The 15603-nt window shown below is 42.4% G+C and carries 12 protein-coding genes and 1 pseudogene; 8 read left to right on the top strand and 5 right to left on the bottom strand.

From position 1 onward, the window contains the following. Nucleotides 1-186: 186 nt before the first annotated feature. Nucleotides 187-468 carry a hypothetical protein gene (locus BV372_RS34915; protein ID WP_256973650.1) on the bottom strand — a complete coding sequence of 94 codons (282 nt, stop codon included), beginning with the start codon at nt 466-468 and terminating at the stop codon, nt 187-189. Between the two features lie 152 nt (nt 469-620). On the opposite strand from BV372_RS34915, the gene ilvA reads away from it, so the two are divergent. The 4 genes from ilvA to BV372_RS34900 all read left to right on the top strand — a co-directional run bounded on the left by ilvA (nt 621) and on the right by BV372_RS34900 (nt 5945). Further along, the gene (ilvA, locus tag BV372_RS34910; protein WP_086692255.1) at nt 621-2132 is read left to right on the top strand and encodes a threonine ammonia-lyase, biosynthetic; all 1512 of its coding nucleotides are present in this window, start codon (nt 621-623) and stop codon (nt 2130-2132) included. A gap of 82 nt (nt 2133-2214) precedes the next feature. Then, the gene (locus BV372_RS34905) at nt 2215-4179 is read left to right on the top strand and encodes an Eco57I restriction-modification methylase domain-containing protein (protein WP_256973649.1); all 1965 of its coding nucleotides are present in this window, start codon (nt 2215-2217) and stop codon (nt 4177-4179) included. 117 nt (nt 4180-4296) lie between these two features. Then, nucleotides 4297-4773 (top strand): BsuBI/PstI family type II restriction endonuclease, encoded by a 477-nt coding sequence (locus BV372_RS38170; protein WP_256973647.1) that lies wholly within the window; start codon nt 4297-4299, stop codon nt 4771-4773. A 251-nt stretch (nt 4774-5024) separates the two neighbouring features. Beyond that, nucleotides 5025-5945: a DUF1338 domain-containing protein gene (locus tag BV372_RS34900; RefSeq protein ID WP_086692251.1), complete on the top strand. Its 921-nt coding sequence runs from the start codon at nt 5025-5027 to the stop codon at nt 5943-5945. A 57-nt stretch (nt 5946-6002) separates the two neighbouring features. Here BV372_RS34900 and BV372_RS35800 read toward each other — a convergent pair whose 3' ends face one another. After that, complete coding sequence (locus tag BV372_RS35800) at nt 6003-6212, bottom strand: hypothetical protein (protein WP_143845526.1); 210 nt, start codon at nt 6210-6212, stop codon at nt 6003-6005. 249 nt (nt 6213-6461) lie between these two features. After that, nucleotides 6462-8399, bottom strand: coding sequence for an APC family permease (locus BV372_RS34895; RefSeq protein ID WP_086692248.1), 1938 nt, complete (start codon nt 8397-8399; stop codon nt 6462-6464). Between the two features lie 855 nt (nt 8400-9254). On the opposite strand from BV372_RS34895, the gene cax reads away from it, so the two are divergent. From cax to BV372_RS34870, 3 genes are all read left to right on the top strand, one after another. After that, nucleotides 9255-10376: a calcium/proton exchanger gene (gene cax, locus BV372_RS34880; RefSeq protein WP_086692242.1), complete on the top strand. Its 1122-nt coding sequence runs from the start codon at nt 9255-9257 to the stop codon at nt 10374-10376. Between the two features lie 220 nt (nt 10377-10596). Next, on the top strand, nt 10597-11763 hold the full coding sequence (locus BV372_RS34875) for a S41 family peptidase (RefSeq protein ID WP_086692239.1): 1167 nt from the start codon (nt 10597-10599) through the stop codon (nt 11761-11763). 1 nt (nt 11764) lies between these two features. After that, nucleotides 11765-12328, top strand: a complete 564-nt coding sequence (locus BV372_RS34870; protein WP_179198336.1) for an N-acetyltransferase — start codon at nt 11765-11767, stop codon at nt 12326-12328. Nucleotides 12329-12354: 26 nt separating this feature from the next. On the opposite strand, the pseudogene BV372_RS34865 reads toward BV372_RS34870, so the two are convergent. Continuing rightward, nucleotides 12355-12592 (bottom strand): annotated as a pseudogene (locus tag BV372_RS34865) (transposase); the annotation flags it as partial. 432 nt (nt 12593-13024) lie between these two features. Between BV372_RS34865 and BV372_RS34860 the strand changes: the two are divergent. Beyond that, nucleotides 13025-13471 (top strand): hypothetical protein, encoded by a 447-nt coding sequence (locus BV372_RS34860; protein WP_086692236.1) that lies wholly within the window; start codon nt 13025-13027, stop codon nt 13469-13471. A 375-nt stretch (nt 13472-13846) separates the two neighbouring features. On the opposite strand, the gene BV372_RS34855 is transcribed toward BV372_RS34860, so the two are convergent. Beyond that, a complete protein-coding gene (locus tag BV372_RS34855; RefSeq protein ID WP_086692260.1) occupies nt 13847-15376 on the bottom strand; it encodes an ABC transporter permease subunit in 1530 nt (509 codons plus the stop codon). Between the last annotated feature and the right edge of the window lie 227 nt (nt 15377-15603).

The following is a 15603-nucleotide window of genomic DNA, read 5'->3' as shown; positions in this document are numbered from 1 at the left end:
TTATTTTCAGTTTGGGCTTATATTGAGGGGTATTACCCCCTATTTGCCAGCTGTATCCTTCAAGAAGTCGGGGATCTAAAGTTGCACGAATAAATTTTAGCTGAAGCGTATTAGGGGAGATGCGATCACCTTGATGAATTTCTCGAAGATTTTCCCACCGTGAGCCGCACACAGGCACAAAAATATTTACAATGATTGCGATCGCTTCACTTGCAATGACAAATTTGTATCCAGATTCAACATTGGATATTCATTAATGAGTATCAAAGACTCGTTCATGAGGATAAAAGCCTCATTCACGAGTATTAAAGACTCGCCGACGAGTATCAAAGACTCGCTCACGAGGATAAAAGCCTCATTCACGAGTATCAAAGACTCGCCGACGAGTATTAAAGACTCGCTCACGAGTATTAAAGACTCGCCGACGAGTATCAAAGACTCGCTCACGAGGATAAAAGCCTCATTCACGAGTATCAAACACTCGCTGTCGAGTATCAAAGACTCATTAATTACGAATTGTCAGCGCTCTCTGCAACTTACCCTAATAATATCCGCAGTAATGGGTACACAAGTGCCGTAAAATTATCATCTATCCGGCATCTGCTACCCCCTTGACGCCCATGTATTGCGACTACCTGGTTCAAATTCTGACCGCCCGCGTGTATGATGTTGCCCAGGAAACACCTTTAGAGTATGCCCCAAATCTTTCTAAGAGACTAAACAATAAGCTATTGCTGAAGCGGGAAGATATGCAGTCAGTATTTTCCTTCAAGCTGCGTGGTGCTTATAACAAGATGGTAAACCTACCACCGGATTTATTAAAGCAAGGTGTAATTGCGGCATCCGCAGGCAACCATGCCCAAGGGGTCGCGCTATCTGCCAGTCGGTTGGGAACGCAAGCAATTATTGTCATGCCAGTAACCACACCCCAGGTAAAGGTGGATGCAGTTAAAGCACGGGGGGGACAGGTGGTGTTGCATGGCAATACCTACGATGATGCCTATGCCTATGCCCGTGAATTGGAGGCAGAAAAGGGACTCACGTTTATTCACCCCTTTGATGACCCCGATGTGATTGCCGGACAGGGAACCATCGGCATGGAAATTCTACGGCAATATCAACAACCCATCCATGCAATTTTTGTCGCCATTGGTGGTGGGGGATTGATTGCGGGGATTGCAGCTTATGTCAAACGGTTGCGTCCGGAGATCAAGATTATTGGTGTAGAACCAGTGGATGCAGACGCGATGAATCAATCGCTGAAAGCTGGACATCGAGTACGCTTATCCCAGGTAGGGTTATTTGCCGATGGCGTAGCAGTGCGGGAAGTCGGAGAGGAAACCTTTCACCTATGTCAGCAGTATGTAGATGAAATCATTTTGGTAGATACCGATGATACTTGCGCCGCAATTAAAGACGTATTTGAAGATACCCGATCAATTTTAGAACCAGCTGGAGCATTGGCGATCGCAGCTGCTAAAGCCTACGCCGAAAGAGAGCAAATCGAGGGACAAACCTTAGTTGCCGTCGCCTGCGGTGCTAACATGAACTTCGACCGCCTGCGCTTTGTCGCCGAACGCGCAGAATTTGGCGAACGCCGCGAAGCCATCTTTGCTGTTACCATTCCCGAAGAACAGGGAAGTCTGCGGAAATTTTGTGAATGTATTGGCAATCGTAACTTAACTGAGTTTAACTACCGTATTGCCGATGAAAAAGAAGCACATATTTTTGTCGGTGTGCAAATTCAAAACCGCGCCGATGCGACAAAGATGTTGGAAACCTTTGAAGGCTGCGGCTTCAAAACCATCGACTTAACCGACGACGAACTCACAAAATTGCATCTGCGCCACATGGTTGGCGGACATTCTCCCCTGGCGCATAATGAATTACTCTACCGCTTTGAGTTTCCCGAACGCCCCGGTGCGTTAATGAAGTTTGTCGGTTCCATGAGTCCCAACTGGAATATTAGTATGTTCCACTATCGCAACAACGGGGCAGATTACGGGCGAATTGTCGTCGGTATCCAGGTTCCACCTCACGAAATGAAAGAATGGCAAGCATTTTTAGATACACTCGGCTACCGCTATTGGGATGAAAACAAGAATCCAGCCTACAAGCTGTTTTTGGGGTAGAAAGGATAGAGCGATCGCGTAGATTTAAAAGAGCGTAGTTTACCGCCGAAGGCATCGCTCCTGTTCCAAAAAATCAACCCCAATGTTCCCATCAAGCAGTAGAGAGTTTACAGAGAATCATCACAAGTCGTTGAAATTCAACAGCTTGGTAAAATACTCTACCAGAAACCTGCTCCATGAAGTAGACTTGCTGAGAATTGCCGCCAGCTTAAAACAGGAGCAAAAACACAAGGGAACACTGGGTCAGTTTTTCACTCCCGCACCAGTAGCGGAATTAATGGCTGGAATGTTTAACAAGCTTAATCTGCCTCAAATATCTTTACTTGATGCTGGCGCAGGAGTTGGCTCATTAATTGCAGCCTTTGTGGGTAACCTTTGTCATCAGCAACAACGCCCAGCTAATTTAGATATTGTTGCCTATGAAATTGATCCTTTTCTAATTAAATATTTGCACCAGACATTGGAATTATGTGCCAGGGAATGTCAACTAGCTGGTATTTCCTTGAATTATCACATCCAGAATCAAGACTTTATTCAAGATGCTGTCAGGTTACTTCAGCCCAGTGTATTCGATAATCCTGACAATTCTAGATTTACACACGCTATTCTCAATCCCCCATATTTAAAAATCAACGCTCAATCTCAAGTTCGTGGCTTATTACGTTCTTTGGGATTAGAAACCAGCAATCTCTACACAGGTTTTATGGCTGCTACAGCCCAACTTCTTCAGCCAGGAGGGGAGTTTGTCGCTATCTCACCGCGTAGTTTTTGTAATGGCCCATATTTTAAAGACTTCCGCAGAATGTTTTTGGGGATGATGGCTTTAGACCAAATACATCTTTTTGAATCCAGACAGGAAGCTTTTAGCGATGATGAAGTTTTGCAAGAAACAATTATCATTCATGCTGTAAAACAAAAACAAAAATTTGATCGTGTACTCATCACCACATCTTCAAGTGCTGATGACGATTTTGTGATGACCAATACCTTAGCTTATGCAGAGATAGTTCATCCCCACGACGCGCAACAATTCATTCACATTATCCCAGATACTCTGAGTCAGCAGGTCATTCAACAAATGACGAATTTTACCTGCACATTAAAAGACCTAAGATTAACCGTATCAACTGGACGTGTTGTAGATTTCCGTGCCAAAGAATATCTGCGTTTAATACCAGAAAAAAGCACTGTTCCTTTGATTTATCCATTGAATTTGTCAGCAGGATATGTTGAGTATCCCAAGGTAACGAAAAAACACCAAGCTCTAGTTTATGCAGAAGAAACTATTTCTCTACTAGTACCGAACGAACATTATGTTCTGACTAAACGATTCTCTTCCAAAGAGGAAAAAAAGCGCGTCGTTGCAGTCGTATATGATGCTGACCGAGTTAATTGTGATTGGGTAGGTTTTGAAAATCACCTAAATTACTTTCATCAAGATGGAAAGGGACTCGATATCACCCTAGCACGCGGTCTTGCTGCTTATCTTAACTCCAGTCTTGTAGACGCATTTTTTCGTTTATTTAATGGGCATACTCAGGTTAATGCAACCGATTTACGCAATTTAAAATATCCGACGATAGAGCAGTTAATAAATGTGGGACTAAGTATTGGGGAACATTTTCCGTCACAGCAAGAAATTGATCAACTTGTACAAGAACTACTCAGGATGACAAATCAGTTTGACAACAACCCTTTAATAATTAAAGCCCGCATTGATGAAGCACTGCAAATATTAGTTGAACTTGGACTGCCACGGGCACAACTTAATGAGCGTTCAGCCTTAACTCTTCTGGCTCTACTTGACTTAAAGCCCAATGATCCTTGGTCTGCTGCGGCATCTCCTTTAATGGGAATCACACCCATGATGGAATTCATGGCACAGCACTATGGCAAATCATACAAACCCAATACTCGGGAAACTGTTCGCCGCCAAACAGTTCATCAATTCTTAGACGCAGCTTTAATAATTACAAATCCAGATGCACCTGAACGTCCGATTAATAGTCCGAAAACTGTATATCAGATTGAAGAAAGTGTGCTGTAATTATTACGGACTTATGGAAGTTCAGAATGGGAAAAAAGTATTCGTACTTACCTTTCTTCGGTTGAAACTTTAAAACAGCGATCTGCTCAAGAGCGGGAATTATCACGTATCCCTGTAGTGATTGAAGGAGAATTGAAAACCTTTTCACCAGGTGGACAAAACGTTTTAATTGAGAAAATTATTAATGAGTTCGCACAACGTTTTACGCCAGAGGGTAGGCTAATTTATATTGGCGACACAGATGAAAAGTTTGCACATTTTAATGAACTGGCTTTGCAAGATTTAGGTGTTACTGTTGATTCTCACGGTAAAATGCCTGATGTGATTATCCACTATTTAAAAAATAACTGGTTAGTTTTAATTGAAGCGGTAACTTCTCACGGTCCAATTAACCCTAAAAGAAAAAAAGAGCTTCAATCTCTATTTGCAGAAATAAAAATTCCTCTGGTAATGGTAACGGCTTTTCTAAGCCGTAAAGCTATGGTGGAGTATTTGGCTGATATTGCATGGGAAACAGATGTTTGGATTGCTGAAGATGCCACTCATCTTATCCATTTTAATGGAGAATACTTATTGCAGACTTATAAATTATAGCAATCCGAGTAAGGTGGGTACTGCCCACCGTATCAGGGTTTTGGTGGGCAAATCGAATTCCTAAAGATCAGAATTATGAAACCACATAAACTAGAAGCTGCTTTTAGACAAAAGTTTTATGAAGCGGGCATGTTTCCACACTCCATAAAATTTGATGAAATTTAATATATAAATTAGATGGGTTATGGCTTATAAATATGGCTAGACTCCAAACCAATGCCAAGCGGCAAATAACTAATAATAAATAACTTATGAAACCTGAAATTGCCCTTCATCTCTATTCATTACTATGGCAAGAATACAGTGCCAGAGTAAATCATGCCCGTACCTACCAGCAAATGATTACTGCGGCAGGTGGAACTGTTGCCAATGACCACATTGCCTTGCGGTCTTTGCGTCTGTCGCTAGATAGTCCACAAGGTCAGATTAACTTGGGAATTAACTACCTTGAACAACTTGCCACAGCCTTGGGTTACGTCGCAGCTGGGGAATATATTTTTCCCGAAACTCATTTATATGCCCGTCATTATAGTCACCCCCAGCAAGTAGAATTAGACTTGCCCAAGCTGTTTATCAGCGAGTTAATCGTCGATGAATTACCTGCAAGAATTGCCCAACTCATCCATAAAACAGTATCTTCACTTCAATACAAACTTATCTCTCCTGTAACTGATTTCCTAATAGAACATGGCAACGTAGAAAGCATTGCCCAACAACTCCAAAAAATCTTCACCCGTCCTTGGCAACCTCCCCAACGTTCTGTGGTGGAAGAAGTTAATCAGGTAACTCAGTATGGTGCTTGGGTATTGCTCCATGGTTATGCTGTTAACCACTTTACAGGCTATATCAACCGCCAAAACACTATAAAATACCCAGACATTGATGCTACAGTTCGTGGTTTAGTTAACCTGGGCGTACCAATGAAAGCTGAGATAGAAGGTAATATTGCTTGTGGTTTGCGTCAAACAGCAACTCAAGCAGTAACAGAAATGGTAACTGTGTTAGACGATCGCAGTGGTGCAGAAATTCAGATTCCCTGGAGTTATGCTTATTATGAAATTGCCCAGCGCTATCCTGTAGAAATAGAACCGGGAAAACATCTACTTTTTGATGCTTTTTTAGGCAAGAATGCCCAGCAATTATTTGAAATGACACGCATTGGTAGTAAGTAATTATATTAGCTGCGGAGCGGCTATCTGTTTGGGAAAAAGCGTAGACGCGGAGCGGTGTTAGCGCAGCGGTAGCGACGTAGGAGCGTCAGCAGTGCGTTGGGCGGGTTCCCCGGTTTGTACCGCTAAAGCGGAACCCGAAGGGTAGCAACTGCTGTTAGCGCAGCGTAAAGCCTTCGGCATAGCTTCTCTACGAGAGGCTGCGCCAACGCTTAGAGCGACTCTCCCCTTGGGAGAAGGAGCGTCACCCGAAGGGCTTGTCGTAGACATCGCATTTTCAGCCGATACAATAACATTGCAAGTCGATATCTAGTTAGGAAAGCATTCCATGAGATTGCCCGTAACAAAATTAGCTTGTTGCAACTGTTACAAATTGCTCGCGATTAAGATGTAACAGTAGCAGATGGTTTGACAGATGAAACCTGGTGAGGCAGCGCGTTGCAGCGGTTCCTACGCCAATTGATACTGCCTTGAAATTGCATTTAGAATTGAGTTGAGTTTGAATGAAGAATAGCGCCTCTAACCCCCAACATGGATACCTGGACGGCGCTCAGGATCTGTCTCTGCCTTACGCAGGACTTCACGAGTCACCACAGGAATATCACCCTCACCAAACAAGATAAAACGCAGCAAATATTGTATGGGGTTTCCTTCTACCCAGCCAAAGTAAACGTGTGGAATCTTACCTGTTTGGTCGCGAATATACAAAAGTAAAGCAGCAATAGCATTAGGTACTGCTGCACTTTCCGCACGCAAAATGCGGTAATCTCCCACCTCTACTCCTTCGACTGTAATCACATCTGCAAATTCCGAAGCATCCGCTACCATCACTTCTAAAAACAGAATGGGGTCGGAGGATGGTATATGGTTATCCTCACGCACCTCTTTTTCCTTTAAAAAATACTCTTGCACATCGCCCGCATTTAATCGATTAGCAATAAGTCGTATCTCACCCCGACTTTGTTCGGTAATGAATTGACGCGCCTTTTCGTCAAATTCAATTCGCTCTACTCGCAGCTCGGTTGAACGCCATACTCGGGAAACCAATGAGGTGAGAATGATGGCGCTGATGAAAAATCCTGCAATCCTAATCCCCTCAGGTCGCTCAATTATATTGATAATAGTGGTATATAAAAACAGCAGTGTAATTAAGCCAAAGGCAAGTTCTCCTCGCTTACTTCTCTGACGATGAACAGATAAAGTTACAGCAACCGCAGCTGAAGTCATCAGCACAAGTACGCCTGTCGCATAAGCTCCGCCTTGAGCTTCCACATCAGCTTTAAAGAGAATAGTGACAACAAAAGCAATAGTTATAAACACTAACACCAAGGGTCTTGCTGCTCTTGTCCAAGTTGGTGCCATGCCATAACGTGGTAAGTAGCGGGGTACGATATTCAGCAACCCGGCCATTGCCGATGCACCTGCAAACCACAAAATCGAGATAGTACTCAGGTCGTAAATAGTCCCAAAGGTATCGCCTAGATATTGATGTGCTAAATAGGCGAGGGCACGTCCATTGGCTTTGCCTCCGGTTTGAAATTCTGCTACGGGAATCAGTAGAGTAGTTACTAAGCTGCTGGTGAGGAGAAAGAAGCTCATAATCCCAGCAGCAGTAGTTAGCAGCTTGTGCGTATTACGAATACGTCCCTTGGGATGCCCTGAGATTTCGTTGTTGCCTTGTACCAGAGGCATAACAGTCACACCAGTTTCAAAACCCGATAATCCCAGTGCCAGTTTCGGAAATACCCACAAGGCTATGCCGATCATTTTTAAAGGGTTAGAATGCTGCTGGAAAAGTGTAGTTTGCCAGTCAGTAATCAAAGATGGGTGGTTGAAGAGCTGCAACAGACCAAAACTAATGACAATAAAGTTTAAAAATAGGTAAACTCCAACTAACAGTACTGCTATCCCGATCGCTTCTCGGAAACCTCTAAGGAAAACTGCACCAAGCAATGCCACCAGTACTAGCGTAATCGCAATCTGTTGATGGTGGAGCATACTTGGTATCAGCGGATTTTCGATGATGTGGGCAGTGGCATCGGCAGCTGAGAGGGTAATAGTGATGATAAAGTCTGTTGCCACAAAACCGAGTAGGCAAAGTACAAATAGCTTGCCTTGCCACCAGGGAAGCAAATTTTCCAGCATTGCTATCGACCCTTCGCCATGAGGACTTTTTCCAGCCACACGCCGATAAATTGGCAATGCTCCAAACAATGTCAGCACAACCAGAACCAAGGTAGCCAGAGGCGAAAGAGCGCCTGCTGCTAGTGCTGCAATTCCAGGTTGGTAGCCAAGTGTTGAGAAATAGTCTACACCAGTCAAACACATAACCTGCCACCAAGGATGCTTACGGTGCGGTTCTGCCTTGTGGTAAGGGCCTTCCTTTGGTTTGTGATCTTCTTCGAGCAACCAGCTAATTAACTGTTTGCTGAACTTCTTTTTTGCAATATTAGTCATCAAATACTGCTCCTGCTATGTAGTATATTAGTGACCCCGTAATACATCGCGTTCCGATGATGAATCCTGCCTAAGTAGTGGCTTGTTGATTAGAGATAAGGCACCTGCTGTGAGAGAGATTATTGAAATTATCAATATCAATGGGGCAATATTATAAGTATCGCAGACGTGCATGAAGATCCGCGATTCGCTCTGCCCTGCTATGCTTTTAAACAAAGTAGTTGTTTTTGAGCCAGATTTACCCACTTAGATGAAGACTGTATGTGTCTCAATGATGTCGTGATTGAACGCCCCAGCCCCGCCGATGTTGATGGAGACAAGTAAAACAATGGAATCAAAACAAATTAAGAAACCGTACAAACCCAAGAAACTAGATACCGAGGCTACTAGTTGTCAACATATTAAGATACTCGACTGTAACAAACCAGTTAGCCGCATAATTTTTGAATGTTGGCATTGTAAACAAGGTCTATTGAGTGAGGTGGAGTCAGCAACCCCAGCGTTTCTGGAAATACAATGTCCTAGTTGCGGCAAAACAGCTTTGAGGTTAACAGCAAGCAAGGTGCTTTCAACAACGCCTATTTCCTCGCCTTGGGGTGAGTGAGTCACCTCAAACTATCCTACAAAACAAAAGCCTCTGACAATGCACTAGAGGCTTTTAACGCAACCTCATCCATCTTCAGCCAGTTAGCTAGGTTTGACGCTGCATATAAAATACTTTTGGAAAAGGAGATTTTTATTCTGGTGAGTTTTTTAGTAATTGTTACAGACAAAAAAATAGCTTTTATGATGCTGTTTTTTCAATTAATTCAGCGATAGTTTGTGCCAAATAATCATTATTAGAGTTATATACTGATGTCAAACTTATTTAAAAAACTACAAACTAAAAACTTAATTTCAATAGGTTTATTAGTTTTTGTTCCGATCGCCATTGTGGCAGAAAAGTTAGGCTGGGATGCATTAATAGTGTTTGGACTTTCAGCGCTAGCAATCATTCCCTTAGCAGTTTGGCTCAGTAGGGCGACAGAAGAGATTGCTGTAGTTTTAGGACCTTCTATAGGAGGTTTGTTAAATGCAGTCTTTGGTAATGCGACTGAGTTAATCATTGGTTTAGTAGCTCTCAAAGAAGGCTTGGTAGACATTGTAAAAGCCAGCATTACTGGGACGATTATCAGCAATCTACTGCTGGTAATGGGGCTATCTATGCTGTTGGGAGGCTTACGTTACAAGGAGCAGACTTTTCAGCCAATGGCTGCGCGAGTAAATAGTTCTACAATGACACTGGCAGTAACTGCAATTGTCCTGCCTGCGATGGTAATCACTACATCTAATGTCGTTGAGCAAAGTGCTATTACCAATCTGTCGATTTTTGTAGCAGTCGTTTTAATTGTAGTTTATGGTTTTACGCTGTTGTTTTCTTTGAAGACTCACAGCTACCTCTACGATGTTGGGGTTGCAGAATTAGAAGGTAAAGTTGTTCAGGAACAAGCCATAGAACAAGAACAACATTCAAAGCCAAACTTGAGCCTTTGGGTTGGTATTTTGCTTGTGGCAACGATTGGTATAGCCTTTGTGTCCGAAATTTTTGTTGGTGCAGTTGAACAAGCAACAAAAGGGCTAGGATTGACACCTCTATTTACCGGAGTAATTTTGTTACCACTTGTTGGCGGCGCAGCCGAATATGTAACTGCTGTCCGAGTAGCGATTAAGAACAACATGGATTTGTCAGTGTCTGTAGCAATGGGGTCGAGTTTACTAGTTGCGTTGTTGGTTGCGCCGCTGCTTGTGCTAGTTGGGCTGGTGATTGGACAACCAATGGACTTAAACTTTAACTTGTTTGAGGTCGTTGCAGTCATCATTGCTGTGGTTATTGCCAACCTCATTAGTTTGGATGGTCGCTCCAACTGGTTAGAGGGGATGCTGCTGCTAGCAACCTATGCTGTACTTGGCGCTGCCTTTTACTTCCATCCAGTTTGAGTCTAACCACTAACCGGGTAATGCGGTTATTAGACTCTTAATAGAATGGCAATCAATCTTAAGGAGGGACATCTGCTGGTTTCAGGATCAATGCTCTAATTCACTAGCTTGCCACAACAAGTTACTAAACGAGCGCGTCATTCGTCTGTGTGCCATTGAGTGCCAAGCTAGACTATGGCACTTTTAAGTATAATTAGCTAGAAATTGAGATAGACCGCGTATGCACTCAAGGCGCGCAAAAACAATTAGCCTGCCCATAATAACAGCACTATTGCTCCATATTCTGGGTTGTACTACCAATAAATCTGTATCCTCATCCCCCTCAACATCTCCATCCGCATCGCAACTTTCAACTTCTTACAGGGGTAACGAAGAAATTTCATTAGATTGGTTTACTTCGTCAAAATTAAAAAGTACAGATACTATCTCTTCACAAGAAGCCAAACTGTTTGTCAATAACGTTTCTCAGACACTTGAGAACAATATTTTTAACCCTAGTTTTAAGAAAGAACTTAGACAGCAGAATTTCAAGACTTTAGTAGCTACAGTCGAAGGAAAACCAAATTGGTCAAGGTTAGAGTTAACACATCTAATTAATAATCAACTCGAAAAGCTATCAATATCTCATGTGAGAGTTTTTGATCCTGTAGAGGGCGAACAGTTGTTTCGCTTGTTTAGTCAACCTTCTGTCTCTACAGACAAAACTAATTCTACAGTTTCAACGCAAATCATAGGGAAAGTTGGTGTTCTTCGAGTTAGAAGCTTTGTGGTTCCTCAAATTACCCTGGTGGCTGTCAAGCAAGCTTTAGATCAAGTTTCTCACACTCAAGCGCTTCTGATAGACCTACGTGGAAATGGGGGCGGTGTCCAGTCTAGCATTAGTTATCTAATTGAAAACATTATTGGATCTGACAAAGTAATTTCAACAGAAAGAACCCGACATGGTATTACTTTAAAGCAGCCATACATCTTTCGGGGATATTTTGATGACTCTCTGAAAAATGTAGCTCTTGCAGAAATTAAGCTAACAAATGAAAAAAACTACATTGAATATCGAACACGTTTGGAGGCTAAAAAAGATTTTAGACCTCATTTTGTTTTGGTCGATGAGCAATGTGGCTCTGCTTGTGAAGTTTTTGCCGCAGCCTCTCAAGAGCATGGAGCCGCTAAAGTATTGGGCGTTCGCACCAGTGGTTCAGTATTAGGGGGAGGCGTTTTTAAGTTGAGATGGCAGGGTTATATTCTACTTGCGCCTATTTCGCAAACGTTTTCTCCTAAAGGGAATGTAATTGAGGGTAGGGGAGTTCAACCTGATATCTTAATTCCTGAATGTCAAAACAGTGGTAAGCAATGTCTGGAAAAAGCAATAAAGTTAATCAAGTATTAACATGGATAATTCAATCAGATTTGTACTACAAAGTGCTGCCTATATAGCAAAAAAACTAGACCCAAGTGATGAAAAAATTCTTCAGTATCTTTTCGAGCAATGTAGTGACTACGCTATTATGACAGATGGATATCTGCCTCCATCCTCTGCTGCTGTTGATGAATTTTTAGCTTTACCTGAAGGTAAAACTATACAAGATAAATTTATATTTGGTTTGCTTGCTCCAGATGATACTCTTATAGGAATGCTCGAAACCATTCGGCATTATCCTGATGAGAAAAGTTGGTGGATAGGGTTAATGATGTTAGCTCCAGAACACCGAGGTAAAGGATTAGGTTCTCAATTTTATCAAGCTTATGAAACTTGGGTGGCACAACAGAAAGCGCAATTTGTATTTTTGGCTGTTCTGGAAGAAAATCAGCCAGGATTCACTTTTTGGCAGAAGCTGGGTTTTGAAGTAATACGCATAGCACCACCCCAACAATTTGGAAACAAAGTTCATCGGCGCTATGTGCTGCGGCGACAGGTGGCTGAAGGTAAAGTGCCTACGCGACTGACTCCCTAATTTTAATTATGGAACCTGAGTTCGGGTTAAAGATATAAAGGTAAAAGCCACTCCAGTTGAATGCTAGGTTTCTTAGGTTGATGACAATAAGCGATTAATCCGCATAGAACGTTAGCACAAAAATTAACTCTGCTTCGGTGCCCTTGAGTGTTCAATCTGAGAAATGTTTTTGAGTTGGTCGTTAATAGTCTCAATAATGGAGCGTTTACGAGACAAAAGCTTGTAATGAAGACGCATCAGCTTATTTTTCATATTGCGACGTGGACGAGCGAAAAATCGAATGTCGAAGTCTTCTAAAAAATGAAACAGCCCTGCCTTTTTTAAGGGAGGCTAGGGTTTACTCATAATTGAGAAGACCTGAATAATTGGGGATTGGGGAAGGAGACAAGGGAGTGTGGGGAGGATAGGGAGTGTGGGGAGAAAGGAAGGGGACAAGGATCAATAACTAATGACAAATGACTATTGACTATTGATTCTTTAAAGATTCTTGGGAAAGAGTAGTAATTATCTCTGGTAGTAGGCGATCGCGATTATTTTCTTCTGGTGTTTCTTTACCTTCTCAGCACCCAGTACTCATTATCCAGTATGGGTTTGGAGATTGAGTTATAAAATACAATACGCTAAGTTGATTGAATTACCGTATTTTATTTAAACAGGAAGTTATCACAAATTGTTCTAAGGAAGCAAGCTATATTAATGACTCAAAAAGCAAAAGTATATCGATTTATCCTCGCTTTTGTTGCTGGATTTCTGGCAGTGCTGGTATTTCACCAAGGTTTACTCGCACTATTACACGCTATTAACTTTGCCCAGCGTCCAGCCTATCAAACTACACCCACACAGCCCTTTGGTATACCGCAATTTCTCTCAAGCGCTTTCTGGGGAGGAATTTGGGGTTTAGTTTGGGCAGCGATTACAGTCCGCTGGCAAGTAAACAAAAATTATTGGTTAGCAGCGCTGATATTTGGTGCAGTTGCACCGACATTAATTGCCTGGTTTATTGTTGCACCATTGAAAGGTCTGCCCATTGCTGGAGGTTGGAAACTACCAGCGATGATTACAGCTTTATTAGTCAATGGTGCTTGGGGATTGGGAACAGCTTTATTATTTCATTGGTTTGCTAGAAGGCAAGTATTGCAGTGAAGGCAACAATCAGACTAGCCAATGAAAACGACGATCGCTTTTCCTGTGGAGCCAAAGAGCGATCGCAACTGCTGACTTCGTGGTAGCAACTAATCTGTCGCTGTTGATCATCAGTGAAGCCCGCAATTTAAGCAACCGGTTTCTAGAATTCTTTAAACATATCGGCAATTCTTTTTAGGCGATGTCTACGACGGGCCGCGGTACGCAAGAGCGATCGCGTTCGTAAAGCCACCATCACGCGGTTAAAATCAACCGCAGAATCTAAAGCAGCTACTACAAAGACGGTGTGATTGAAATCTGCGATCGCTTCTATAATTCAAACATCGCCAGTCACAAGAGCGATCGCAATTTACTGTGAATGATTTACTGTAAGTATTAAGAACGCTTAACAGGATTCATCCAAGCTTCTAAGCGACTAAATGCTTGGGAAGAAAGCAGCGTTAAGCATAAGTAAACCACAGCTACAGCCGCGTAAATTTCAAAAGCACGATAGTTATCAGCAACAATCAATTGTCCTTTGCGGAATAATTCTTCAAACCCAATTACTGCAACTAAACTTGTATCTTTCAGCAAACTGATAAATTCATTGCCCAAAGGTGGAATCATGCGCCGGAAAGCTTGGGGAAAAATTATATAGCGCATGGTTTGTACAGTGCTCAATCCGAGGGACTGTGATGCTTCTGCTTGTCCTGGTTCAATTGATTGGATTCCCGCACGGACGATTTCGGCAATGTAGGCGGCGCTATTCAAACTTAAAGCAACTACTCCAGCAATTAGGCGATCGAAGGAAAAAGTAAAACCCAACTCTTGCGCGATCGCAGGTAAGCCAAAGTAAATCATAAAAATTTGCACCAGTAAAGGTGTGCCTCGGAAGAAATCCACATAGGCCCTGGCTAGCCAACGCACAGATGCAATCCGAGAAAGGCGAATAATACCAATTAAGGAACCGCCAACTAAACCCAGAACTACAGAAAGTACTGTTAGTTGCAATGTTACCAATGCACCTTGTAAGAGCGTGGGAAAAGACCGCCAAATTACACCAAATGGGCTAAATATGCTAGTTGCGCCGCCAGTTTGGTTTTCAAAGGGTGACTTTGCTGGTAAGGCTGGAGGGTCGGCTTTAAACCATTTGCGGTAAATTTGGGCATAAGTGCCATTTTTCAGGATTTTATCAAGACCATCGTTGATTAGTGCTAAATTAGCTGAGTTTTTCGGTGTAGCAATGCCGTAATACTCCTCTGTCAGCAATTGCTCTACTACTTTTAGCCCCTTGAGATTACCTGTATTAATCGCGTATATAGTAACTGGGGCATCGTTAATTACTGCATCCACATTTCTATTAGCTAATTCTTGTAAAGCTAAAGGTGCAGAATCAAAACTGCGGATTTTTGCCCCAGGAATATCCTGAGCTTTCTTTGCTCCAGTTGTGCCAATTTGCACGGCAATTTTTTTATTTTTAAGACTATCAAAGTTAGTAATATCTTGGTTCTCGGTGCGAATTGCGATCGCCAACCCTGATTTAAAATAAGGGCGGGAAAAAGAAACAGTTTTTGCTCTCTCCTCGGTAATCGTAATCGAGCTAATCGCTGCATCTATCGTTTTGGCTTGCAAGGCAGGGATCATGCCATCAAAAGGCACACTGAGAAAATCTACTTTAAAGTTAGCTGCTGCCGCGATCGCATTCATCAAATCAAGGGAAAAACCTTGAGATTTACCACCAGTTCCCAAAAACTCAAAAGGTGGAAATGCTGGTTCATTAGCAACCCGTAGAGTTTTTCCCACAGTAGGATTCACGCTACAGCCAGCTAATAGTAGAAAGCTTAAGCAAACAACCAAACAAAAGCGTAGCCAACGAACATAGTGTTTTCCTCGGGTGTGGGGAGGAGAGGTTTTATCGCCAGACAAAACAGAGATGAGCTTTCGAGGAACTGATTGGTAATTAAGTGGATTCAAAATCACGTTATTAGAAAGGGTTTACCTTAAGAGACCATTTATAAAAAATATTAAGTAGTAGCTTGTCTAGGCTAAAATGTTGCAATAAAAAATGTTTGTAGTTGCGCTTTAGCGCCTTCCAAATAAATAAATCTAATGCACAACTTTAGGCTTGCCACGCCACTACGATTTAAGGTTTA

Source organism: Nostoc sp. T09, assembly GCF_002154695.1.
GTDB lineage: Bacteria > Cyanobacteriota > Cyanobacteriia > Cyanobacteriales > Nostocaceae > Aulosira.
Note: the sequence above shows the minus strand (reverse complement) of the source record. Positions and strands in the feature narration are given on the sequence as shown.